This window comes from Streptomyces sp. NPDC096176, from assembly GCF_044763255.1.
Classification (GTDB): domain Bacteria; phylum Actinomycetota; class Actinomycetes; order Streptomycetales; family Streptomycetaceae; genus Streptomyces.
The window spans coordinates 297,331-318,859 of the sequence record NZ_JBIWFV010000004.1 but is presented as its reverse complement, the minus strand read 5'-3'; the positions used below and the strand labels follow the sequence as shown (position 1 = coordinate 318,859).

Annotated in this window: 19 protein-coding genes and 1 pseudogene; 8 read left to right on the top strand and 12 right to left on the bottom strand. The window is 71.3% G+C overall.

The window, feature by feature from the left end:
* The first annotated feature begins 32 nt into the window (after positions 1-32).
* The 4 genes from ACIQ7Q_RS13245 (at position 33) to ACIQ7Q_RS13230 (ending at position 3,654) form a co-directional block, all read left to right on the top strand.
* Positions 33-461 carry a VOC family protein gene (locus tag ACIQ7Q_RS13245; RefSeq protein ID WP_403859747.1) on the top strand — a complete coding sequence of 143 codons (429 nt, stop codon included), beginning with the start codon at positions 33-35 and terminating at the stop codon, positions 459-461.
* 326 nt (positions 462-787) lie between these two features.
* Entirely contained in the window at positions 788-1,885 is a 1,098-nt protein-coding gene (locus tag ACIQ7Q_RS13240; protein ID WP_403860543.1) for a hypothetical protein, read from the top strand.
* Between the two features lie 99 nt (positions 1,886-1,984).
* Positions 1,985-2,743, top strand: a complete 759-nt coding sequence (locus ACIQ7Q_RS13235; RefSeq protein WP_403859745.1) for an ankyrin repeat domain-containing protein — start codon at positions 1,985-1,987, stop codon at positions 2,741-2,743.
* Positions 2,744-2,952: 209 nt separating this feature from the next.
* Positions 2,953-3,654 (top strand): DUF4142 domain-containing protein, encoded by a 702-nt coding sequence (locus ACIQ7Q_RS13230; protein ID WP_403859743.1) that lies wholly within the window; start codon positions 2,953-2,955, stop codon positions 3,652-3,654.
* Positions 3,655-3,847: 193 nt separating this feature from the next.
* Here ACIQ7Q_RS13230 and ACIQ7Q_RS13225 read toward each other — a convergent pair whose 3' ends face one another.
* The 6 genes and pseudogenes from ACIQ7Q_RS13225 to ACIQ7Q_RS13200 all read right to left on the bottom strand — a co-directional run bounded on the left by ACIQ7Q_RS13225 (position 3,848) and on the right by ACIQ7Q_RS13200 (position 11,194).
* The gene (locus ACIQ7Q_RS13225) at positions 3,848-4,387 is read right to left on the bottom strand and encodes a MarR family winged helix-turn-helix transcriptional regulator (RefSeq protein ID WP_403860540.1); all 540 of its coding nucleotides are present in this window, start codon (positions 4,385-4,387) and stop codon (positions 3,848-3,850) included.
* Between the two features lie 135 nt (positions 4,388-4,522).
* Positions 4,523-4,997, bottom strand: a pseudogene (locus tag ACIQ7Q_RS13220) (MFS transporter); the annotation flags it as partial.
* A gap of 47 nt (positions 4,998-5,044) precedes the next feature.
* On the bottom strand, positions 5,045-5,515 hold the full coding sequence (locus ACIQ7Q_RS13215) for a DUF1772 domain-containing protein (protein WP_403859740.1): 471 nt from the start codon (positions 5,513-5,515) through the stop codon (positions 5,045-5,047).
* Between the two features lie 164 nt (positions 5,516-5,679).
* Entirely contained in the window at positions 5,680-7,332 is a 1,653-nt protein-coding gene (locus tag ACIQ7Q_RS13210) for a VWA domain-containing protein (protein WP_403859737.1), read from the bottom strand.
* 134 nt (positions 7,333-7,466) lie between these two features.
* A complete protein-coding gene (locus tag ACIQ7Q_RS13205) occupies positions 7,467-8,354 on the bottom strand; it encodes an ABC transporter permease (protein WP_403859734.1) in 888 nt (295 codons plus the stop codon).
* A complete protein-coding gene (locus ACIQ7Q_RS13200) occupies positions 8,351-11,194 on the bottom strand; it encodes an alpha/beta fold hydrolase (protein ID WP_403859731.1) in 2,844 nt (947 codons plus the stop codon). The genes ACIQ7Q_RS13205 and ACIQ7Q_RS13200 overlap by 4 nt, the downstream gene beginning before the upstream one ends.
* 330 nt (positions 11,195-11,524) lie before the next feature.
* Here ACIQ7Q_RS13200 and ACIQ7Q_RS13195 point away from each other — a divergent pair, with 330 nt between their 5' ends.
* On the top strand, positions 11,525-12,706 hold the full coding sequence (locus ACIQ7Q_RS13195; RefSeq protein ID WP_403859728.1) for a S8 family peptidase: 1,182 nt from the start codon (positions 11,525-11,527) through the stop codon (positions 12,704-12,706).
* A gap of 80 nt (positions 12,707-12,786) precedes the next feature.
* Here ACIQ7Q_RS13195 and mmsA read toward each other — a convergent pair whose 3' ends face one another.
* The 5 genes from mmsA to iolC all read right to left on the bottom strand — a co-directional run bounded on the left by mmsA (position 12,787) and on the right by iolC (position 19,093).
* On the bottom strand, positions 12,787-14,289 hold the full coding sequence (gene mmsA / locus ACIQ7Q_RS13190; RefSeq protein WP_403859725.1) for a CoA-acylating methylmalonate-semialdehyde dehydrogenase: 1,503 nt from the start codon (positions 14,287-14,289) through the stop codon (positions 12,787-12,789).
* 14 nt (positions 14,290-14,303) lie between these two features.
* Positions 14,304-16,193, bottom strand: a complete 1,890-nt coding sequence (gene iolD / locus ACIQ7Q_RS13185; RefSeq protein ID WP_403859722.1) for a 3D-(3,5/4)-trihydroxycyclohexane-1,2-dione acylhydrolase (decyclizing) — start codon at positions 16,191-16,193, stop codon at positions 14,304-14,306.
* On the bottom strand, positions 16,190-17,029 hold the full coding sequence (iolB, locus tag ACIQ7Q_RS13180; protein WP_403860537.1) for a 5-deoxy-glucuronate isomerase: 840 nt from the start codon (positions 17,027-17,029) through the stop codon (positions 16,190-16,192). Before iolB ends, iolD begins: the two co-directional genes overlap by 4 nt.
* 61 nt (positions 17,030-17,090) lie before the next feature.
* Positions 17,091-17,975, bottom strand: a complete 885-nt coding sequence (locus ACIQ7Q_RS13175) for a deoxyribose-phosphate aldolase (RefSeq protein WP_403859719.1) — start codon at positions 17,973-17,975, stop codon at positions 17,091-17,093.
* Positions 17,972-19,093, bottom strand: coding sequence for a 5-dehydro-2-deoxygluconokinase (gene iolC, locus ACIQ7Q_RS13170; protein ID WP_403859716.1), 1,122 nt, complete (start codon positions 19,091-19,093; stop codon positions 17,972-17,974). Before iolC ends, ACIQ7Q_RS13175 begins: the two co-directional genes overlap by 4 nt.
* A gap of 137 nt (positions 19,094-19,230) precedes the next feature.
* Between iolC and ACIQ7Q_RS13165 the strand changes: the two genes are divergently transcribed.
* Both ACIQ7Q_RS13165 and ACIQ7Q_RS13160 read left to right on the top strand, forming a co-directional pair.
* Positions 19,231-20,142, top strand: a complete 912-nt coding sequence (locus ACIQ7Q_RS13165) for a sugar phosphate isomerase/epimerase family protein (RefSeq protein WP_403859714.1) — start codon at positions 19,231-19,233, stop codon at positions 20,140-20,142.
* Positions 20,143-20,355: 213 nt separating this feature from the next.
* Positions 20,356-20,553, top strand: coding sequence for a helix-turn-helix transcriptional regulator (locus ACIQ7Q_RS13160; protein ID WP_403859711.1), 198 nt, complete (start codon positions 20,356-20,358; stop codon positions 20,551-20,553).
* Positions 20,554-20,747: 194 nt separating this feature from the next.
* Here ACIQ7Q_RS13160 and ACIQ7Q_RS13155 read toward each other — a convergent pair whose 3' ends face one another.
* Positions 20,748-20,885 carry a hypothetical protein gene (locus tag ACIQ7Q_RS13155; RefSeq protein WP_403859708.1) on the bottom strand — a complete coding sequence of 46 codons (138 nt, stop codon included), beginning with the start codon at positions 20,883-20,885 and terminating at the stop codon, positions 20,748-20,750.
* Between the two features lie 312 nt (positions 20,886-21,197).
* On the opposite strand from ACIQ7Q_RS13155, the gene ACIQ7Q_RS13150 reads away from it, so the two are divergent.
* Positions 21,198-21,521: a heavy-metal-associated domain-containing protein gene (locus tag ACIQ7Q_RS13150; protein WP_403859705.1), complete on the top strand. Its 324-nt coding sequence runs from the start codon at positions 21,198-21,200 to the stop codon at positions 21,519-21,521.
* Positions 21,522-21,529 lie beyond the last annotated feature (8 nt).

Sequence of the window (21,529 nt, the reverse complement as noted above, 5' to 3'; positions counted from 1 at the left end):
TCGGTGCCCACACGCGCCCGTACAGTTGCCCGATGACGCCGATCAAGAAGTTCCAAGTCACCTTCGACTGCGCAGAACCTGAACGGCTCGCACGTTTCTGGTGCGCGGTGCTGGGATACGTCATACCTCCGCCACCGGAGGGGTTTGCCACGTGGGACGATTTCCAGCGCTCTCAGCCACCTGAGCAGCGGGATTCTTGGTTCGCCTGCATTGATCCCTCAGGCGTGGGCCCGCGGCTGTACTTCCAGCGCGTCCCTGAGGGGAAGGCTGCCAAGAACCGGGTGCATCTTGATGTGCGGGTCGGCACCGGACTTGTGGGCGAGGAGCGCCTCGCCGCGCTTGAGGCGGAATGCGCACGACTGGTCCCGCTCGGTGCGGTACACGTGCGAACGCTGTATGACGGCAATGATTCGTGCATCCCGATGCTGGACATCGAGGGCAACGAGTTCTGTATCGACTGAGAGACCGCGAACGTGTCTTCGCCCTGTCCCCATGAGCCAGGACGAAGGCACGAGAGTGCGGTAGTCGGCCAAAGGTCTCCCGGAACTGAGACCAAGCGCTTTCACGGCATTCGTTCGCGAGCGACTCAAAGTCGCTGCCACGACCGCCCGTTGGCGGCGTGCACCATGAACAGTCGTCATGGGCAGGCAAGTTGGGGCTCAGGTGGGCGCCGGGCTCATAGGGGGCGCCGGCGGATCACGGGGCTGAGAAGCGCTGTGTGATGATGCACGGATGATGACCGGGCCTGGAGGGGGACCTGGTGCGTCAGAAGGGACGAGAGCGCATCGTGGGCGAGGGCGGGGTGTCCATACCGGACGAGGAGTGGGAGCGCTTCCTGCGGGAGGCCGAGGCCGGGACTCGGGGCGCGCCCGAGGAGCCGTCGGCGCGGGCCCGGATGGTGGCACGACGGCTGCGGGAGGAGCCCGGCCCGCCGCAGGGGTGGCGGACTCACCAGCCGGTCCGGCGGCGACGGGGCAAGGCCTGGTACGCCGTCGGTCTGCTGGTTGCGGTCGGCCTGCTCATCGTGGCGCTGGATCCGGGCCGGGTCGCCGGATGGTTCGCGGGCGCCGGGGGCGAGGGTGCACCGCTCGCCGCGGAGTCCGAACGTCCCAGTCAGCCGCCGGCGACCGAGCCGGCCGCCCAACGGCCCACGGTGGAGGAGCCGTTCAGAGGTTCGCCCGCGGCGCGCTGGGGCGACGGGACGGCAGGGCTCGGGCTGCCTGCGGCACGGGCGACCGGCTGGATGAGCAAGAAGCAGGTCGCGCAGGCGCTGGAAAGAAGCCGGGACTTCCTTGTCGCGTCCAGCCTCGATCCCGGCGTGCTGCGCGGGGAGCGGCCGACGAAGGCGATCGCGTTGATCAATCCGCATCAGCAGGACGTCCAGGGCTATCTGGCGACCGCGTTCCGCGCGCCCAGCCGGGAGGACGATCCTCTGCTGCTGTTCAGCCGGTTCGCGAAGACGGAGGTGCGGCTTGTCGGGGACGCGGTCAAGACGCGAGGACGGATCACGTACCGCGAAGGTGAGCGCGGTGCGGTCGAGGTGACGACCGACGTCACGTACGTCTATCCGGTCGTACGCGCCGCAGCGGGAAGCGACGAGGTCGCGCGCACCATCGTGCGCCGCGAGGTCGTGATGAGCTGGGACGACCCGACCAAGGTGGTCGTGAAGCCCGGGACGTTCTCCCTCGTCTCCTACAAGGTGGACAGCACCAACGGCGGCTGCGACAACGTCTCCGGCTACTTCGCCCCCGAGTTCAGCTCCGAGATCGCCGCCACGGACCAGGGAGGCGGCCCCGAGGTCGACCCGTACGACCGCAGCACGTCGATGGACGCGCGCTTGGAGGAATCCGGCGACGCCGGGTGCGGGACCGCCACGCGATCTTGAACGTCAAGGGGTCTTGAGCGGCATCGGGTCGGGCGCCCCACCGAAGGTGAGTTCGGGGTGCGGAGGCGGTGGGGGCCGTTCATCGGCGACTCTGTTGTCATGCTGAACCTCGACTCACAGGACCCGCTCGCCGTCGCCACCGCCGAGGCCATCCGGGCCGGCGATCTGGCCGCCCTCACCCGGCTGCTCGGCGAGAATCCGCAGCTCGCCCGCGCCCGGGTCACCGAGTCGAGGGAAGGCTGCGGTCCGGGCGGCCGCAGCCTGCTGCACATCGCCACCGACTGGCCGGGGCATTTCCCCGGAGGTCCGCAGGTCGTCGCCGTCCTGATCGCCGCCGGGGCCGATCCCGACGCCCGGTTCAGCGGCGCGCACGCGGAGACACCGCTGCACTGGGCGGCCAGCAGCAACGACGTTCCCGTCCTGGACGCGCTCGTCGCCGGCGGGGCGGACATCGAGGCGAAGGGGGCGGTCATCGGGGGCGGCACGCCGCTCGCCGACGCCCGCGGGTTCGGACAGTGGGACGCCGCCCGGCGCCTCGTGGAACTGGGCGCGCACACGACCCTCCAGGACGCCGCCACCCTCGGGCTGCTCGACCGTGTCGAGGCCCTCGTCACCGCCGACGCACCGCCGACGCCCGACGAGATCACCAGTGCCTTCTGGGGCGCGTGCCACGGGGGCAGGCCGGCCACCGCGCGGTACCTGCTGGAGTGCGGCGCGGACATCGACTGGGTCGGCCATGCCGGCATGACGCCCCTCGACATCGCCCGCGCGCAGGAGGACGGGTGGGCGGGAGACGTCGTGGCGTGGCTGACCGAGCAGGGGGCGAGAGGACGCGCGGAGCTCCCCGGCTCGCCCTGACGCCGTCCGTCGCTCCCCGGCGACCGCGCCACCGTGCCCGCCCCGGGCGGACGGGCTCCCCCGCGAGGGGGAGCAGCGGATCGCGCGGCACGAGTTGAACACTCCGGCGCTCGTGTCCGTACTTGACGCTGCGTGCCGTGCCAGCCGCCACAGCAGCTCCCCGAGTCCCATCACCAACTCTTTTCTCCATGCCGAGCCGGGAGGCATCCATGCATTCGAACCGACGCGCAGCACGCTCCGGGATACCGATGAAGGTCGTCGCGGTCGTCACCGCCGCGATCGCCGCGATCGCTGTGGTCATCGTCTCGCTGCAGACGGGCGGCGGAGAGGCCACCGCCGGGACCACCGCCGCGGACGGCTCCGCCCAGCACGGTGCCGGGCATGCCGGAACCGACTACTCCGGTGCGACTGCCGCCGAGGCCCAGGGGCCTCAGACGGTGACCGAGGTGGACCGGACGTTCCTTGTGAAGGTGCGGCAGGCAGGGTTGTGGGAGATTCCCGCCGGGCGGCTGGCCCAGACGCACGCCTCCAGCGAGGCCGTGAAGCGTGCCGGGCTGCATCTTCTCGACGGTCACAGCAAGCTCGACCAGCTTGTGCGTGAGGACGCCAAGATTCTGGGCGTGGAGCTTCCCAACGATGCCACCGAGGAGCAACAGGGCTTCGTGGCGCAGTTGGAGAACGCCCAGGGCGCCGAGTTCGACCGGCTCTTCGCGAACCTGCTGCGCTCCTCCCACGGGAAGATCTTCGCCACGATCGCCGAGGTCCGTGCCTCCACTCAGAACGACCTGATCCGGCGTCACGCGCGGCAGGCGAACCAGACCGTGCTGGACCACATGGAGGTCCTCGAGGACACGGGACTCGTGGACGCCGCGACCCTCGCGGAGGTCGAGGCGGCGGTTTCCCCGAAGTAGTGAGTTGCTCCGGGAAGTTCACTTCCGTCAAGGGGAGCCGAAATCCCTTGCACTGTGCAATGCTTCCCGTGGTGGAGGACCCGGCTTCCGGCCGGCCTCTGCCCGGGAGCGGCACTGGCACGGTGACGCAGCTCGACCACCGCACGCCGACCACGTCGACCGGGTCCTCCCCACCGGCCCCGCGGGCCCCGCGTCAGCGCGTGGGCCGCGGGCCCAGGTCCGACCAGCCGAGCGGGTACAGCTCGCCGTCCGCGTCGGGAACCGCGGGCTCGCCTCCGGCTTCGGTGAAGGCGGCGAGCGCGCCGACGAGCGCGGCCCGCTGTTCCGGGTCGAGCCGTTCGACGATGACGGCGATCTCCTTGCGGCGCTGGGCGGTGACGTCCTCGACGATGCGCCGCCCCTCGGTCGTCAACTGCAGCACCGTCTCCCGACGATTGCCCGGGTTTACCTGCCGGTCCGCCAGCCCGGCCGCGATCAGCCGGTCCAGCATGCGCATGGCCGTGGACGGGTTCACACCGAGCCGGTCGGCGAGCGCCACCAGCTTCGCAGGCCCCTCCAGCGACAGCACGACAAGCAGCCGGAACTGGGGCAGCGTCACCCTGTCCTCCACGGCCGCGAGGGACCGCGCCGAAAGGGCGACGAGCAGTCTGGAGGCGGTCAGCACCGCGCGGGTCACGGCGTCGACGTCGTCCATCCCCCGTGCGGAGTACGAGGAGTGCGCTGGTTCGGTCATTGCTTCTTTGTACCGTGCGGCGCTCCCGTCCCGTGCAGCGCCGCCCCATCGACAAAGTCGAGGGCACCGATGCCGACTACCGCCGGTGGGTGAGTCCCTCCCGCCATCAGAGCGACAAGGACCCCGGCCGCGGCGAGCCGGCCCAGGCGCAGGCTCCACGACACGACGAGCGCCGCTCGGGGCGGCGCAGTTGCTCCGGCCGGAGTCGACGACCTCGGCGGTCAGCGCCTGGAACGCCGGACGGCAGGCGCCCTGGCCGGCTCCTGACATGACAGCGGCTGCGCACATCAGCGCATGAAACGGCCGAGCCCGGCCGCGAGCAGCGGTGCCGCTGCCGCCGCGGCCAGGCCCGGCCACAGGACGACGGCCCGCCGCGAGTGCCGGTCGGCGAGCACTCCGCCCACCGCGACGGCGGTGAGGAACCCGGCGGTGCGGGCTGCGAGCAGCAGCCCGAGCGCGCTCGGGGTGAGCGAACGGTCGAGCACGGCGAGACCGAGGACGAACGGCAGGGCCCAGGTGGCGAGCCCGACGCGCCGGCATCCGACCACAGCCGCAGGAACGCGGTGTCGAGAAGGACGGACGTGGAGGAGTGCGCTGTCCGCCTGGTCACATCACGCCCCGCCACCTCACGGCCCGTCACGTGGCGGGCCCGTCACCTCACGGGGTCGCGGCGCAGACGAGCAGGACGAAGGCTGCGAGGGCGAACAGCGTGCGGAACAGGTGGAAGGCGTTCCACTTGCCCTCGAACGCGGCACGGGTCTCCCGGGCGGGGGCGCGGCCGGAACTCTCCGCCGAGGCGAGGGCGTTGTTCAGCGGGACGTTGCCGGCGCTGGTGATGAGATGGCCGACGATCGCGCAGACCAGTGCGGCGATGACCAGCCAGCGGTCGGTCTCCGTGCGGCCGTCGACCGGGACGAAGAGCGCGGCGATGGGAAAGCCGACGCTTCCCAGGAAGGCCAGCATGAAGGTGCCGCGCGGCACCTTCTCGTTGATACGGGCCATGGCGGGCACGAACTGTTCGTCGGACAGGCGCGCGAGCGCGGGCATGATGCCGGTCTGGAAGATCACGAAGAAACCCGCGAACAGACCGGTGGACACGACGGCGAGGGCGAGCAGAAGGGTGGCCATGCCGTTCATGATGGCGTGACGGGAGGTGCGGCGCGCCGTGTTTTCGGTCGGCGTGCGGCGGTTCGAGGCCGGTTGCCGGCCGTCCTCGAACCACCCTCGAACCGCCCTCTTCCCGGCCGCGACCCGCTCTCCGGCGTCCTTTGAGTGGGGTGTGCCAGGAGGGCTCAGTCCCGCGCGCGCCGGTTCGCCTGCCCGATCGCGTCGGCCAGTTCGCGGACGGCGCGGTCCTCCGTCGACTCCGCGAGCTTCCGTGCCCGGTCCTGAAGTGTGCCGAGCCCGGGAGCGCCCGGCATGGATCCGCCGCGCAGCGACTCGGCCAAGTAGGCGGCGACAACGGTGATCTGGAGCCGCGGGGACGACGCGCCCCACAGGGCTCCGTCGATCGCGTCGGTCTCCACGGAGCCGCTCTCCTCGTGCGGCGCCCGGCTCTTGGGGTCGAGCCAGCGGACGGTCGCCGTCGCGACATGGCCGTCGGCGCCGTTCCTCAGCCGTACGGCATAGAGGGCGGTGACGGTGTGGCCGGGGCCGACCTCGCCGCCGTCGACCCGGTCGTTGCGGAAGTCCTCGTCGGCGACCTCGCGGTTCTCGTAGCCGATGAGCTTGAACTGCTTGACGGTCTTCGGGTCGAACGCGACCTGCGCCTTGGCGTCCCGCGCGCGCAGCTCCACATGGCGGGGCAGTTGGTCGACGAAGACTTTGCGTGCCTCTTCCTTGGTGGACACATAGGTCGTGTGGCCGTCGCCCTTGTCGGCGAGGCGTTCCATCAGGTCGTCGCCGTAGTCGCTGCCGACCCCGACGCCGAAGAGGGTGATGCCGTGCTCGCGACGTGCGCCGTCGATCCGCTCGAGGATCGCCTCGGCCTCGGTCTCCCCGGTGTTGGCGAGGGCGTCGGACAGCAGCACCACGCGGTTGGTGGCTCCCTTCCTGCGGCCCTCGACGGCCTCGTCGTAGCCGGCGGTGACGCCCGCCTCCACGTTGGTGGAGTCGGTGGGCTCCAGGCCGTCGATGACGTCGTGGACACGGTCGCGGTTGCCGTCGAGCCGGGTCATCGGGAGCCGGGTCTCCGCCTCACCGCTGAAGGTGACCACGGCGATCGAGTCGTCGTCGCGCAGCTGGTCGGTGAGGGTGCCGAGCGAGTGCTTGACGAGGTCGAGCCGGCCGGGCTCGGCCATGGAGCCGGAGATGTCGATCACGAAGGTCAGAGCGGCGGGCGGCCGTTCGCCGTCGCGGTCGAAGGAGCGGGTGGAGAGCCCGACGCGGACGAGGGACCAGTTGTCGCCCTCGAACCCCTTGGTGTCGCCTCCCGGTCCCGCGGCGCCGCCTTCCGGCGCCTTGATCTCTCCGTCGCCGCTGCCGCCGGCACCGCCGCCCGGCCGCGCCCCGTCGATCGTCACCGAGAAGCCGTTGCCCTCGGGCTTCGGGTAGTCCTGGCGGAAGCTGTTGATGAACTCCTCCGGCCTCACCTGGTGCCGCTCGGGCGTCCCGCCCTCCTTGAGCAGGCGGCGGGTGTAGTCGTAGGAGGCGGTGTCCACGTCCAGGGCGAACGTGGACAGGTAGTCGGCGGGCGGCGCGGCGTCCTGCGCCTCCCGCTCGGCGCTGTCGGCCCCGCTGCTCGGCGCGCCCTTGCCCCCGTCCGGTGCGATGGGTGCGGGCGCGCCGTCGGCCGCCTTCCGCCCGCCGTCGTAGTCGGTCGTGCTTGTGTCGCCGGCGGCGGAGCAGCCCGCCATCAGCAGCATGCCACCGGCCAGAGCCGCGGCGACGATCCCCCGGCCGGCCCGGTGCCCCATCCCTGTGCGGAGCTTCGTCGAACTCCCCATCGGACTCCCCCTTGCGTCGTCATTACTTGTGAATGTGACGTCCGAGGCGGTCGGAAGGAGCAGACGGAGGAGTTGCGGAAGCGTCTCAATGCGGCAACGGCACATCCGTTACGCCCCGATCCGCACCGAATGGACTAGGAGACGATGTCCTTGCGGGAGAAGTTCCGGAAGGCGAGTGCGAAGAGCACCAGCCCGTAAGTGACCGAAACGGCCGCCCCCTTGAGCATCCCGCTCCACTCCAGCTGCGGCTGGAGTGCGTCGATCCAGGCGAACTGCCAGTGCGCGGGCAGTGCTTCGCGCCAGCCGCCCAGGGCCGTGACCGCGTCCAGCACGTTGCCGATGATCGTCAGCCCAACCGCGCCGCCGACCGCGCCCAGCGGCGCGTCCGTCTTGGTCGACAGCCAGAACGCCAGCCCGGCCGTCACCAGTTGGGAGACGAACACGAACGCGACGACCAGGCCGATCCGCGCCAGCGTGTCGCCGGCGGCCAGCGACCCGCCGGTCGGCAGCTGCAGCGGTCCCCAGCCGTACGCGATCGTGCCCGAGACCAGTCCGACCAGCGGCAGCAGCAGCATCGCCGCCGCACTGAATCCGAGGGCCACGGCCAGCTTGGACCACAGCAGCCTGGTGCGCGGGACGGGCGCGGCGAGCAGATAGCGCAGGGACGACCAGTTGGCCTCGGAGGCGACCGTGTCGCCGTGGAACAGGGCGACCGGCACCACCAGCAGGAAGCCTGCCGACACGAACAGGCAGGTGGCCGCGAAGTTGGCGCCGGAGGCCGTGGCGGTGTCCATCAGCGTGATCCGGCCGTTGTCCCGGCCGTCGGGGGTGCCCCCGATCGCGAAGGCGGCGATCAGGATGAGCGGCAGCGCGGCCAGCACTCCGGCCATCACCAGCGTCCGGCGGCGCTTCAGCTGCCGCACGGCCTCCACCCGGAGCGGCAGCGTGTGCCGGGCCCGATAGCCGGGGGCGGACTCGACGAGCACGGGCCTCGGCGGTCGGGTCTCGACGGGCGCGCTCATGCGGAGCCTCCGATCAGGGTGAGGAACGCGTCCTCCAGGCGGCGGTGCGGGCCGACGCCCGTCAAGGGCACGTCCAGACGCACCAGTTCGGTGATCATCTCGGTGGCGGTGACGCCGTCGAGCCGTACGAGCAGGCCCTCGTCCGTGCGGGCCGCGGAACCGATCCCCGGCAGCGCGGCGAGCTTCTCGACCACGGGCTCCGGCACCTCGCCGTCGACGGTGACGAGCAGGGTGTCGCTCTCGCCGGTGATCTCGGCGACCGGCCCGGCCTGCACGAGCCGGCCGCGGTCCATCACCACCAGGTGCGTGCAGGTCTGCTCGACCTCCGACAGCAGGTGGCTGGAGACGATGACGGTCCGGCCGCCGGCGGCGTAACGGATCATCACGTCCCGCATCTCGCGGATCTGCGGCGGGTCGAGGCCGTTGGTCGGCTCGTCGAGGATCAGCAGGTCCGGCATGCCGAGCATCGCCTGGGCGATGGCGAGCCGCTGCCGCATGCCCTGCGAGTACGTGCGCACCGCGCGAGCCAGCGCGTCGCCGAGGCCGGCGATCTCCAGCGCCTCCTCGATGTGCGCGTCGGCCGCCGGGCGACCGGTGGCCTTCCAGTACAGCTCCAGGTTGTCCCGACCGGACAGGTGCGGCAGGAAGCCCGCACCCTCGACGAACGCGCCGACCCGGGAGAGCACGGGCGCGCCGGGCCGGATCGCATGGCCGAAGACCCGGATCTCGCCCTCGTCGGGGCGGATCAGGCCCATCAGCATGCGAAGGGTGGTCGTCTTGCCGGCGCCGTTGGGGCCGAGAAGGCCGAGCACCTGGCCCTTCTCGACACGGAAGGAGAGGTCCCGCACGGCGTACCGGTCGGCGGACCCGGCGTACCGCTTGGTCAGGCCGGTGATCTCCAGCGGCACGTCGGCGCGCTCGGGGTCGGGGGCCGGTGCGATCGTGCGGCGGCGGGCGGTGAGCAGCAGCACGCCGGCGACGAGGACGCCGGCGGCGGGCAGTGCCCACACCCACCAGGGCAGGCCGGCCGCCTGTGTCCGCACCGCGGGTGCGGTGGGCACCGAGAGCTGTCCCGCGAGGGCGACGGTGTAGGTGGCGGGCTCGGCGGGCGAGGCGTAGCCGAGGTCGGTGGCGGACAGGACGAGGCGCAGCCGGTGCCCGGCGTCGACCTCGTGGTCCACGGCGGGCAGGGTCAGCTCGACCTCCTTGCCGGCCTTCGCGTCCTCGATCCGGACGGGGGCGACGAGCTGGGAGGGCAGCACCTGCTGCCTGCCGTCGGGCCCGACGTCGTACACCTTGCCGAAGAGGACGGCGCCGCCGGTGTCCGAGGCGACCTTCACCTTGACGGTGGGCGAGCCGGTGATGCGGGTGGACGTGCCGAGCGGCTTGGACTGGAAGCTCGCGAACTGTCCGGGGAAGTCGAGGGACAGGCCGACACCGAGCGAGGAGAGCGCGCCCGTGCCGCCGCCGAGGCCGGGGACGGCCGAGATGGCGGGCGGGGTGGCGCCCGCCGGGTTGACGAAGCGCTGTTCGCGGCCCGCCAGCGCGATCTGCCGGGTGCCGTCGGTGAGGCCGGGGTAGCTGCCGCCGGTCGCGCCGCGCAGCAGCGCCTGGCCGTCGGTGGAGTCGACGCCACCGGTGCGGCTGACGCGGAAGGCGGGGCCGGTGTCCGCGTTCTTGTCCTGCTTCAGATAGCGGTCGAACCAGTCGCCGATGCGGCCCTCGACGCGGCCGCTCTCCCGGTCGCCTCCGTCGTGGCCGCCGACGATCCAGTCGACCGCGACGGGTGCCCCGTTGGCGCTGATCGCCTTCGCCATGGCGTCCGCGTGCGAAAGGGGGAAGAGCGAGTCGGACTGGCCCTGCACGATGATCGCGGGCGCCTTGATGCGGTCGCCGACCGCGGAGGGGCTGCGGCTCTCGAGGAGCTCGCGCGCCTCGGCGTCGGGCTTTCCGGCCACGGCGACACGCTCGTACATGGCACACAGCGTCGGCTGGAACGGGCCGCAGCCAGTGGGGTTCGCGGGCGCCGGCTCGTCGGCGGCGGCGCGGGAAGCGGGCCGGACAGCGGCGTCGGAGCCCGCACCGGCGTCGGAGCCGGCACCGGTGTCGGAGCCGGCACCGGCGTCTGCGGCGGCCCGGTCCTGACCGGCTGGAGCCTCGCCCGCGGGGGGCTCCTCCGCGGGGGCGCCGGGAGGCTGCTGACCACCCGGGGCCGTGCCCAGGGAGGCCGCCGAACCGGTCGAGAAGAAGATTCCGGCCCACAGCTTCTTGAAGACGCCGTGGGGGAAGAGGGCGTCGGCGAGGTTCCAGTAGGTGATCTGCGGCGCGATCGCATCGACCCGCTGGTCGTACGCCGCGCCCAGCAGGGAGATCGCTCCGCCGTACGACGAACCGGTCATGCCGACGCGTGGATCACCGTCCGCGTCCAGCTGGACGTCCGGCTGCTTCGCCAGCCAGTCGATCAGCCGGGAGACGTCCTTGACCTCGTGGTCGGGGTCGTTGAGCCCGATCTGCCCGGTGGACCGGCCGAAGCCGCGGGCGGACCAGGTCAGCACGGCGTAACCCTCGCGGGCCAGCTGCTCGGCCTGCGCGCGGACGTCGTTCTTGCTGCCGCCGAAGCCGTGCCCGATCAGGACGGCGGGCCTGCGCCCTTCGCCGCCGCTGGTGAAGTAGGAGGTGTCGATCTTGGCCCCGGGCATGTTCTGCACCCGGTCCTCGCGGTGCACGGAGGGTGCGGCGTCGTCGGCGACGGCGGTCCACGTGCCGGCGCCGGCAAGGACGGCGAAGGCCGCGACGCCGGCGAGCCATCGGCTCCGCGGCCTGGGAATTCGGATCTGCATGGTTGAAACCCTAAACGGATGAGCCCCTCAGTCTCGGCTGCCGCAAGGCGGAACCGATGAGCCTCCTTGAGGAGTACGCGGCAAGGGCGCCGTACACCAGCCGCGGTACGCGCCGCAGGTCCGGACATTCCGGACGCACGCGAGTGGAACACAAGATCCACACTTACTGACGCCCCGTCAAATAGCTTGTGCGACATGGCATTTACCGGCCAGTCGCTCTACTGTGGCGTACGTCACACAACGGGACACTGGTTCTCGCAACCTCACATCCTGGCACCATGCGGGCCCGTACTCGTCCGTAACCGGTCAATGAAAGGTCAGGTGCACGAGATGAGAGCCACTGCCCGTCGCGCCGGCGCGCTGATATCAGCAGTCGCCGCCGCGACCGGTCTCCAGTTCGCCGTATCCCCCACCGCGCACAGCGCGACCCTCGGCGATCTTCGTCTCGCTCCCACTGCAACTGCCGTCCCCAACAGCTGGATCGTCGTCCTCAAGGACGGCACGACCCGCGCCGCCGATCTCGGTGTCGCACCGAAGCACACCTACCGCAGTGTCCTCACGGGCTTCTCCGCCTCGATGTCGGCTGCGAAGGCCAAGGCGCTCGCGGCCGACCCGCGGGTCGCGTACGTCGAGCAGAACGCCACGGTCCGGCTGAACGACACCCAGTCCAACGCCACCTGGGGCATCGACCGGATCGACCAGCGCAACCTGCCGCTGTCGAAGACGTACACCTACAACACGTCCGCCTCGAACGTGAACGCGTACGTCATCGACACCGGGATCCGCACCTCGCACAGCGAGTTCGGCGGGCGCGCGAGCGTCGGCACGGACACGGTGGGCGACGGCCGGAACGGTCAGGACTGCCAGGGCCACGGCACCCATGTCGCCGGCACGGTCGGCGGCAAGAACTACGGCGTCGCCAAGGGGGTCAACCTCGTCGCCGTACGTGTCCTGGACTGCGAGGGCTCCGGCACGACCGCCGGAGTCATCGCGGGCGTCGACTGGGTGACCGTCAACGCCAAGAAGCCGGCCGTCGCCAACATGAGCCTCGGCGGCTCGGCCAACACGTCCCTCGACAACGCGGTGAAGAAGTCCGTCGCGTCGGGTGTCAGCTACGCCATCGCGGCGGGCAACGGGCTGCCGATCCTCGGACTGCCCGCGAACGCGTGCAACTACTCCCCCGCCCGCGTCCCCGAAGCGATCACGGTCGGCGCGACGGACAGCTCCGACCGCCGGGCGTCGTTCTCCAACTTCGGGACCTGCCTGGACCTGTTCGCGCCCGGCGTGGACATCACGTCGGCCTGGAAGGACAGCGACACCGCCACCAGCACCATCTCGGGGACGTCCATGGCGACCCCGCACACGGCCGGCGTCGCGGCGCTCTACCTGGCCGACCACCCCACGGCCACCCCGGCCCAGGTGCGTGACGCCGTGGTGAACAACGCCACCAGCGGCAAGGTCGTGGACCCGCGCTACGGCTCCCCGAACAAGCTGCTGCACTCCCTGTTCTGACGCCTCGGCACACGCCCGGCGCTGAACGCCGCAGCGGCCCGCACGGAGTTCCCGTGCGGGCCGCTGCGGCGTGCGATGCGTCAGTGGTTGCGGGGGAAGCCCAGGTCCACTCCGGCGGGGGCGTCCGCCGGGTCGGGCCAGCGGGTGGTGACGACCTTGCCGCGGGTGTAGAAGTGCACGCCGTCGTTGCCGTAGATGTGATGGTCGCCGAAGAGCGAGTCCTTCCAGCCACCGAAGGAGTGGTAGCCCACCGGCACCGGGATCGGCACGTTCACACCGACCATGCCGGCCTCGATCTCCAGCTGGAAGCGGCGGGCCGCGCCGCCGTCGCGGGTGAAGATCGCCGTTCCGTTGCCGAACGGCGACTCGTTGATCAGCGCCACGCCGTCCTCGTACGTCTCCGCGCGCAGCACGCACAGCACCGGGCCGAAGATCTCGTCGCGGTAGGCGTCGGAGTCGGTCGAGACCTTGTCGAGGAGCGAGAGGCCGATCCAGTGGCCGTCCTCGAAGCCGTCGACCGTGTACCCGGTGCCGTCGAGGACGACCTCCGCACCCTGGGCGGCCGCGCCCGTGACGTAGGAGGCGACCTTGTCGCGGTGGGCGGCGGTGATCAGCGGACCCATCTCGGACGTCGGGTCGTCGCCCGGGCCGATCTTGATCTTCTCCGCACGCTCGCGGATCTTGTCCACCAGCTCGTCGCCGATCGCGCCGACCGCGACGACCGCGGAGATCGCCATGCAGCGCTCACCGGCCGAGCCGTACGCCGCGGAGACCGCCGCGTCGGCGGCCGCGTCGAGGTCGGCGTCGGGCAGGACCAGCATGTGGTTCTTCGCGCCGCCGAGCGCCTGGACGCGCTTGCCGTTGGCGGAGGCGGTCGTGTGGATGTAGCGGGCGATCGGGGTCGAGCCGACAAAGGAGACGGCCGTGACGTCCGGGTGCTCGAGCAGCGCGTCGACGGCCACCTTGTCGCCGTGCACGACGTTCAGCACACCGTCGGGCAGACCGGCCTCGGAGGCCAGCTCCGCCAGGAGGTTCGCGGCAGACGGGTCCTTCTCGCTCGGCTTGAGGATGAAGGTGTTTCCGCAGGCGACGGCCAGCGGGAACATCCACATCGGCACCATCGCCGGGAAGTTGAACGGCGTGATGCCGGCCACCACGCCCAGCGGCTGGCGGATCGCGGCGACGTCGACCCGGTTGGAGACCTGGGTCGACAGCTCGCCCTTGAGCTGAGTGGTGATGCCGCAGGCGAGTTCGACGATCTCCAGACCGCGGGCGACCTCGCCGAGCGCGTCGGAGTGCACCTTGCCGTGCTCGGCGGTGATCAGGGCCGCGATGTCGTCACGGCGGGCGTCCAGCAGGGCGCGGTAGCGGAAGAGGACCGCGGTGCGCTGCGCCAGGGACGAGGTGCCCCACGTCGCGTACGCCTCCCGCGCCGCGGCCACGGCCGCGTCGACCTCCTCGACAGAGGCCAGGGCGACACGCGTGGTGACGGCTCCCGTCGCCGGGTCCGTGACCGGGCCCCAGTTGCCCGACGCACCCTCGACGGTCTTGCCACCGATCCAGTGGTTGACGGTCTTCGTCATGACGAAATGCTCCTTCAGAGATGGCGGCGTCGGGCGGCGGCCTGCCGGTCGTACTCCTCCCGGGCCTTGACCGCCGACGGGCGAGTCGCGGTCTCGGCCACTGGAACATCCCACCACGCCTGCGCCGCCGGCGGGCCCGACACAGTGTCTGGCGTTTCGGTCTCGACGTAGACACATGTGGGCACGTCGGCCGCGCGCGCCTCGGCCAGAGCTCGGCGCAGGTCACGCACGCTGTGGGCGCGGATCACCCGCATCCCGAGGGACTCGGCGTTGGCCGCGAGATCGACGGGCAGCGGGGCTCCCGTGAAGGTACGGTCCGCTGCCCTGTGCCGGTACGCGGTGCCGTAGCGCTCCGAGCCCACCGACTCGGACAGGCCGCCGATGGAGGCGTACCCGTGGTTCTGCAGGATCACCATCCGGATCGGGACGCCCTCCTGGACGGCGGTGACGATCTCGGTGGGGTTCATCAGGTACGTGCCGTCGCCGACGAGCGCCCACACCGGGCGGCCGGGGGCCGCCATCGCGACGCCGATCGCGGCCGGGATCTCGTAGCCCATGCAGGAGTAGCCGTACTCCACGTGGTACTGGTCGGCGGAACGGGCGCGCCACAGTTTGTGCAGGTCGCCGGGGAGCGACCCGGCGGCGTTGATGACGATGTCGTCGCCGGTCACCAGGGCGTCGAGGGCGCCGAGGACCTGCGCCTGGGTGGGGCGCGCGTCGGGATCCGGCGCTCTGAACGCACCGGTCACCCGCTCCTCCCAGGCCGCCTTGGCCGTCCTGTACTCGGCTGTGTACGCCGCGTCGACGCGGTGCCCGGTGAGGGCGGCCGTCAGCTCTTCGAGCGCGGCACGGGCATCGGCGACGATCGCGAGACCGGCCATCTTGTGGGCGTCGAACGACGTGACGTTGATGTTGACGAAGCGGACCGACTCGGACCGGAAAAGGGTCGACGAGGCGGTGGTGAAGTCGGACCAGCGGGTGCCGACACCGACCACCAGGTCCGCGGTGCCGGCGAGGTCGTCGGCCGTGGCGGTGCCGGTGTGCCCGATGCCCCCGACGTCGCACGGGTGGTCGTACGGCAGCGAGCCCTTCCCGGCCTGGGTCGACGCCACCGGGATGCCGGTCGCGTCGGCGAACGCCCGCAGCGCCTCCTCCGCCTCGGAGTGGTGGATGCCACCGCCTGCGACGAGCAGCGGGCGGCGGCTCGCACGCAGAGCCTCGGCCGCCTGCGCCGACGCTTCGGCGTCGGGCCGCGGGCGGGCCACCCGCCAGATCCGCTCGGCGAAGAACTCCTCCGGCCAGTCGTACGCCTCCGCCTGCACGTCCTGCGGCAGCGCGAGCGTGACCGCGCCGGTCTGCGCGGGGTCGGACAGAACTCGCATGGCCTGCAGCGCGGCCGGGATCAGCGCCTCGGGGCGGTTGACCCGGTCGAAGTAGCGGGAGACGGGGCGCAGGCAGTCGTTCACCGACACGTCACCCGCGTAGGGCACCTCGAGCTGCTGGAGGACGGGGTCGGCGGGCCGGCCGGCGAAGATGTCGCCAGGGAGCAGCAGTACGGGGAGGTGGTTGATCGTGGCGAGGGCAGCGCCGGTGACGAGGTTGGTGGCGCCGGGGCCGATGGACGTGGTGACGGCGTGGGCGGTCAGCCGCCGGGACTGGCGGGCGTGGCCGACGGCAGCGTGGACCATGGCCTGTTCGTTGCGGCCCTGGAGGTAGGGCATGTCCTCGGCCGATTCGAGGAGCGCCTGTCCGACGCCCGCGACGTTGCCGTGTCCGAAGATGCCCCAGGTGGCGTCGATCAGCCGGTGGCGGCGGCCGTCACGCTCGGTGTACTGGCGGGCGAGGAAGGCGACCAGGGCCTGGGCGGTGGTGAGTCGCCGGGTGGCCGCGCGTGAGGTGTTCACCGGTAGCCCTCCGTGTGGTCGGGGTGGAAGCGGATGAGCCACTCGCGCTCGGCGCCGGGACCCGCCATCACATTGAGGTAGTACATGGTGTGGCCCGGCTCGGCGATGGACGGGCCGTGCCAGCCGTCGGGGACGAGGACGGCGTCGCCGGTGCGGACCTCGGCGAGGAGGTCGGAGCCGCCGGGACGGGACGGAGAGATGCGCTGGTAGCCGAGGCCGCCGCCCTCGATCTCGAAGTAGTAGATCTCCTCGAGCTCGCTCTCCTCGCCGGGTCGGTGCTCGTCGTGCTTGTGCGGGGGGTAGGAGGACCAGTTGCCACCGGGGGTGAGCACCTCGACGGCGATCAGGCGGTCGCATTCGAAGGAGCCCGCGGCGGCGAAGTTGTGGACCTCACGAGCCTGGCTGCCGCTGCCGCGGACCTCGACGGGTACCTCCGGCGCGGGGCCGTAGCGAGCGGGGAGTCGGCGCTCGCACCTCGCTCCTGCCAGGGCGAAGCGGCCTCCCGCGCCGGAGGCGATCTGGGCATGGGCATCGCGCGGTACGTAGGCGAAGTCGCTCACTCCGCCGAACACGCTTTCCCGCCCCTGCAGTTCAAAGATCTCGCCTTGCGTGTGAACGGTGCAACCTCCGGTAAGGGGCAACACGATCCACTCGCTGTCGCCGGCGGTGAGGAGCTGCGCTCCGCCCGGCTCGAGCTCGAGCACACGCAGGGCCGAGTAGCCCCAGCCGGCCTGCTCGGGGCTGATGCTCAGGGCGTACGGGCCGTCGGCCGCGCTGCCCGCGCGGAGGTGGAGACCGCCCAGCTTGTTGTTGTCGTCCCCGTGCTGGTCGTCCATGTCCTGGTCGTCCGTGTGCTGGTCGTCCATGTGTTGGTCGTCCATGTCCTGTCCGTACCCCCTACAGCAGTCCTACGGCCGTGTCGACCGCGCCCGCCACGTCGCCGTCGACCGGATAGAGCAGTGAGCGGCCCACCACCAGGCCCTGGACCGTGGGCAGTTGCAGCGCTCCGCGCCATTTCTCGTACGCGCCGTCCTGGTCCTTGCCTATGTCGCCGCCGAGCAGCACCGCGGGGAGAGTGGAGGTCTCCAGCACCGCCCCCATGTCGTCGGCGTCCTCGGTGACGGGCACCTTCAGCCAGGTGTACGCCGATGTGCCGGCCAGACCGGAGGCGATGGCGATGGAACGGGTCACGGCTTCGGCGCTGAGATCGTTGCGGAGCCGGCCGTCGATCCGGTGACAGATGAACGGCTCTATGAAGACGGGAAGCTGACGCTCGGCCATCTCGTCGACGGCTCGGGCGGCGGCGTCGAGGGTGTCGAGGGAGGCAGGGTCGTCGTAATCGATACGGAGCAGCAGTTTGCCCGCGTCGAAGCCCAGCCGGTCGAGGTCGCGGGCCCGGTGACCGGTGAACCGGTCGTCGAGCTCGAACGCGGCGCCCGCGAGGCCTCCCCTGTTCATCGAGCCCATGACGACCTTGTCGTCGAGGGCCCCGAGGAGCAGAAGGTCGTCGAGGATGTCGGCGGTGGCGAGCACGCCGTCGACACCGGGGCGGGACAGCGCGAGGCAGAGCCGCTCCAGCAGGTCGAGGCGGTTGGCCATGGCGAGGCGGCGCTCACCGACAGCCAAGGCGCCGCGGGCGGGGTGGTCGGCGGCGATGATCATCAGCCGCCCGCTGTCCCCGACGAGCCCCTGCCGCCGCCGCCTGCGGACGGCAGCCTCGGCGACCGCCTCGGGATGCCGCGCACGGATCCCGACGAGCTCGCCGATGTCGACCCGGCTCACGGCCCCTCCCCGCGCCCGCCGACCCCGGGCCGCCCGCCGACCCCGGGCCGCCTTCCGGCCTCGGGCCGCTCGACGGGGCCGGGCCGCCCGCCGACCTCAGGGCGGGCACGGTCCCGGGTGGGGTCAGCGACGGCGGCACGGTCGGGGGCGCTCGGGTCCGGTGGGGGTGGGGCGCCCGCCAGGACGGCCTCGACCTCCTCCTCGTACGGCATCGCCGTCGAGCACGCGAGGCGCGACGCCACGATCGCGCCCGCCGCGTTGGCGTACCGCATCGTGTGCCCCAACTCCCACGCAGCCAGGAGCCCGTGACACAGGGCGCCGCCGAACGCGTCCCCCGCTCCCAGGCCGTTGAGGACGTCGACCGGTACGGGCGGGACCTCGACCTGCGTGCCGTCACGGTGCAGGGCGAGCACCCCCTTGGGCCCCTGCTTGACGACGGCGAGCTCGACACCGGACGCCAGGAGCGCCCGCGCGGCGGCGTGCGGCTCGCGCTCACCGGTGGCGACCTCGCACTCCTCCACGTTCCCCACGGCAACCGTCGCATGGGTCAGGGCCTGGGCGTAGTACGCCCGTGCTTCCTGCGGGTCGGACCAGAACATCGGCCGCCAGTCCAGGTCGAACACGGTGATGCCGGGTCCGCCCGCCCGGTGCGCCAGCGCCGCGAGGGTTGCCGACCGGCTCGGTTCGGCGCACAGCCCGGTGCCGGTCGTCCAGAAGACTTGGGCGTCGCGGACATGCGCCAGGTCCAGTTCGCTTTCGCGGATCTCCAGATCGGGCGCCTTCGGCTGCCGGTAGAAGTAGAGGGGGAAGTCGTCCGGGGGGAAGATCTCGCAGAAGGTGACCGGCGTCGGATACGCGGCGACGGGTGTGACCCACCGGTCGTCGACACCGAACTCCCCCAACGCCTGGTGGAGATAGTCGCCGAAGGCGTCCTGCCCGGTACGGGTGATCACCGCGGTCCGTCGGCCCAGCCTGGCCGCGGCGACCGCGACATTCGTCGCCGAGCCGCCGAGAAACTTTCCGAACGTGTCTACCTGCGCCAACGGAACCCCGGCACGCAGCGGATAGAGGTCGACCCCGATCCGCCCCATCGTGATCACGTCATACGGCTGAGGCATGCGCGTCCCTTCGGTTCGAACCGCCGGTGCCGGCCGACATCAGGTCTAGCCCTCCCCGGCGAACCCTGTCAACATTTTGTCCTTACATTCGGACCAAGCCTTGACACCTTTCTCGGACGGCCGGAAAGCTGACCGGCATGACCTCATCCGTACCCGCCCTGAACCGCATCCGGGTCGGCTCGGCCCCCGACTCCTGGGGGGTGTGGTTCCCCGACGATTCCCGTCAGATCCCCTGGCAGCGCTTCCTCGACGAGGTCGCGCACGCCGGTTATGAGTGGATCGAGCTCGGCCCGTACGGCTATCTGCCGACCGACCCCGTCCGGCTGGCGGAGGAGACCGCGCGGCGCGGCCTCAAGGTGTCGGCCGGAACCGTCTTCACGGGCCTCCACCGCGGGCCGGCGGTGTGGGACGAGACCTGGGCCCATGTGTCCGACATCGCCGCGCTCACGCAGGCGATGGGGGCCTCTCACCTGGTGGTGATCCCCTCCTTCTGGCGCGACGACAAGACGGGGGCAGTGCTCGAGGGCGACACGCTGACCCCGGCTCAGTGGCGTGACCTGACGGCCCAGACCGAACGCCTCGGCCACGAAGTGCGGGAGCGCTACGGCCTGGACATCGTCGTCCACCCGCACGCGGACACCCACATCGACACCGAGGAGAACGTCACCCGATTCCTCGACGCCACCGACGGGGACCTGGTGTCCTTGTGCCTGGACACCGGCCACTACGCATACTGCGGCGGCGACAGCGTCAAGCTGATCGAGACCTACGGGGAGCGGATCGGCTACCTCCACCTCAAGCAGGTCGACCCGGAGATCCTGGCCCAAGTAGTGGCCGAGGAGATGCCGTTCGGACCGGCAGTGGGGCGCGGAGTGATGTGCGAGCCGCCGGCCGGGGTGCCCGCTCTGGAACCCGTACTCACCGCCGCCCAGTCACTGGGCGTCGATCTCTTCGCCATCGTCGAGCAGGACATGTACCCCTGCTCTGCGGACAAACCGCTACCGATCGCCGAACGCACCCGTTCCTTCCTGCGCTCCTGCGGCGTCTGACGCTCCGCGGCACATCCTCCACCGTTGTCCCCCTCTCATCACGCATGTCTCCATTACGCGGGGGTTCCGTCACAGGCGATCAACAGGCGTGCCCCTGGCACCGGCCGGCGTCGTTCAACGGGCACAGGCTCAGTGATCGCCAGCGTCCGCGCGGCAGCTCCCCCGACGGCATACCGACCGCCTCTGCTGCGCGCGCAGGGAGGTGCCACGCTCATGACGGACAGAAGGCTCTGGTCCTACAAGGACATCGCCGCGCACATCGGGGTCCAGCCGGACACCGTCCGTTCCTACCGCAAGCACGGCCTTCTGCCCCCGCCCGACCATGTGGAGGCCGGCAAGCCGTTCTGGTACGCGGACACGATCCGCGTGTGGGTGGCCAATCGGCCCGGAAACAGAGGCCGTAGGGATTGACTGCTCCCCTCCCTGATGGGAGGGGGGCCCTGGCTCAGGCCGCCTTGCGGAGCAGCGCTCCGGAAGGTGTTGCGCCCTCAACACCAGCCGGTCCGGACCAGCCCGCCTTCACCGGCTTCACCCGCCGTCCTGGAGTCCCCAGGACGGCGGCCCGACCGATCACCGAGGTGAACGGCGCGGCGCTGTCGGGCAGTTCATTTGACGAGCTTGCGGGCGCCCTCCCCGACGGCCTCTCCTTCGGGCAGCACCGCGAACGACGCCGATGCCTTCGCCGTGCTGGTGCACGGCCCGAGATCCCCGGGCGCCACACCCAGGGCTTCGACACGCTCCACACAGGCCTTCTGGAAAGGATCAAGGAGAGGCTCGCCGGCTACCTGCCGGTCACGTCGCCGGCAGAGGTCCACCGCATCTCGACCATGGCATTCGCCGTCTTCAAGGGAGGACTCGACCTGATCCTCGCCCACGAGGATGCCGATCGCGCGGCTCCGATATTTCGCCGCTCCTCGGCGGGGCGAAAGCCGGAGCAGGTACCCCCTAGGGGTATAGTGTAGGTCACAACAGGAGGTCGCGGCAGCCGCCACTGCCCCTGGCACACCATGTCCGATCGACCGCGTGCGCGTCGAAGCCCCGATGAGGAGAACGCCATGACCACCGAGACGAAGACCGGCATCGAGATCGAGGCCACCGGGGCGACCGCCTCGTGCTGCTCGTCCACCGGCTCCTGCCACGACGCGGCGTCGGACGCTCAGGCCGGCGGCGTCACCGCCGTCTACCAGGTCAGCGGCATGACCTGCGGCCACTGCGAGGGCGCGGTGAGCAGCGAGATCTCCGAGCTTCCCGGCGTCACCGCCGTGACGGCCGTCGCCGCGACGGGTCGGGTCACCGTGGTCTCGCAGGGCCCGCTGGACAACGCCGCCGTACGCGAGGCCGTCGACGAGGCCGGCTACGAGCTGGTCGGCACGGCCTGACCACCCCG

What these genes read in the sequence shown, in the direction of transcription:
- ACIQ7Q_RS13245 (WP_403859747.1), top strand. Translation starts at nt 33, where the DNA reads ATGACGCCGATCAAGAAGTTCCAAGTCACCTTCGACTGCGCAGAACCT.
- ACIQ7Q_RS13235 (WP_403859745.1), top strand. Translation starts at nt 1,985, where the DNA reads ATGCTGAACCTCGACTCACAGGACCCGCTCGCCGTCGCCACCGCCGAG.
- ACIQ7Q_RS13230 (WP_403859743.1), top strand. Translation starts at nt 2,953, where the DNA reads ATGCATTCGAACCGACGCGCAGCACGCTCCGGGATACCGATGAAGGTC.
- ACIQ7Q_RS13225 (WP_403860540.1), bottom strand. Translation starts at nt 4,387, where the DNA reads ATGACCGAACCAGCGCACTCCTCGTACTCCGCACGGGGGATGGACGAC.
- ACIQ7Q_RS13215 (WP_403859740.1), bottom strand. Translation starts at nt 5,515, where the DNA reads ATGGCCACCCTTCTGCTCGCCCTCGCCGTCGTGTCCACCGGTCTGTTC.
- ACIQ7Q_RS13210 (WP_403859737.1), bottom strand. Translation starts at nt 7,332, where the DNA reads ATGGGGAGTTCGACGAAGCTCCGCACAGGGATGGGGCACCGGGCCGGC.
- ACIQ7Q_RS13205 (WP_403859734.1), bottom strand. Translation starts at nt 8,354, where the DNA reads ATGAGCGCGCCCGTCGAGACCCGACCGCCGAGGCCCGTGCTCGTCGAG.
- ACIQ7Q_RS13200 (WP_403859731.1), bottom strand. Translation starts at nt 11,194, where the DNA reads ATGCAGATCCGAATTCCCAGGCCGCGGAGCCGATGGCTCGCCGGCGTC.
- ACIQ7Q_RS13195 (WP_403859728.1), top strand. Translation starts at nt 11,525, where the DNA reads ATGAGAGCCACTGCCCGTCGCGCCGGCGCGCTGATATCAGCAGTCGCC.
- mmsA (WP_403859725.1), bottom strand. Translation starts at nt 14,289, where the DNA reads ATGACGAAGACCGTCAACCACTGGATCGGTGGCAAGACCGTCGAGGGT.
- iolB (WP_403860537.1), bottom strand. Translation starts at nt 17,029, where the DNA reads ATGGACGACCAGCACGGGGACGACAACAACAAGCTGGGCGGTCTCCAC.
- iolC (WP_403859716.1), bottom strand. Translation starts at nt 19,093, where the DNA reads ATGCCTCAGCCGTATGACGTGATCACGATGGGGCGGATCGGGGTCGAC.
- ACIQ7Q_RS13165 (WP_403859714.1), top strand. Translation starts at nt 19,231, where the DNA reads ATGACCTCATCCGTACCCGCCCTGAACCGCATCCGGGTCGGCTCGGCC.
- ACIQ7Q_RS13160 (WP_403859711.1), top strand. Translation starts at nt 20,356, where the DNA reads ATGACGGACAGAAGGCTCTGGTCCTACAAGGACATCGCCGCGCACATC.
- ACIQ7Q_RS13150 (WP_403859705.1), top strand. Translation starts at nt 21,198, where the DNA reads ATGACCACCGAGACGAAGACCGGCATCGAGATCGAGGCCACCGGGGCG.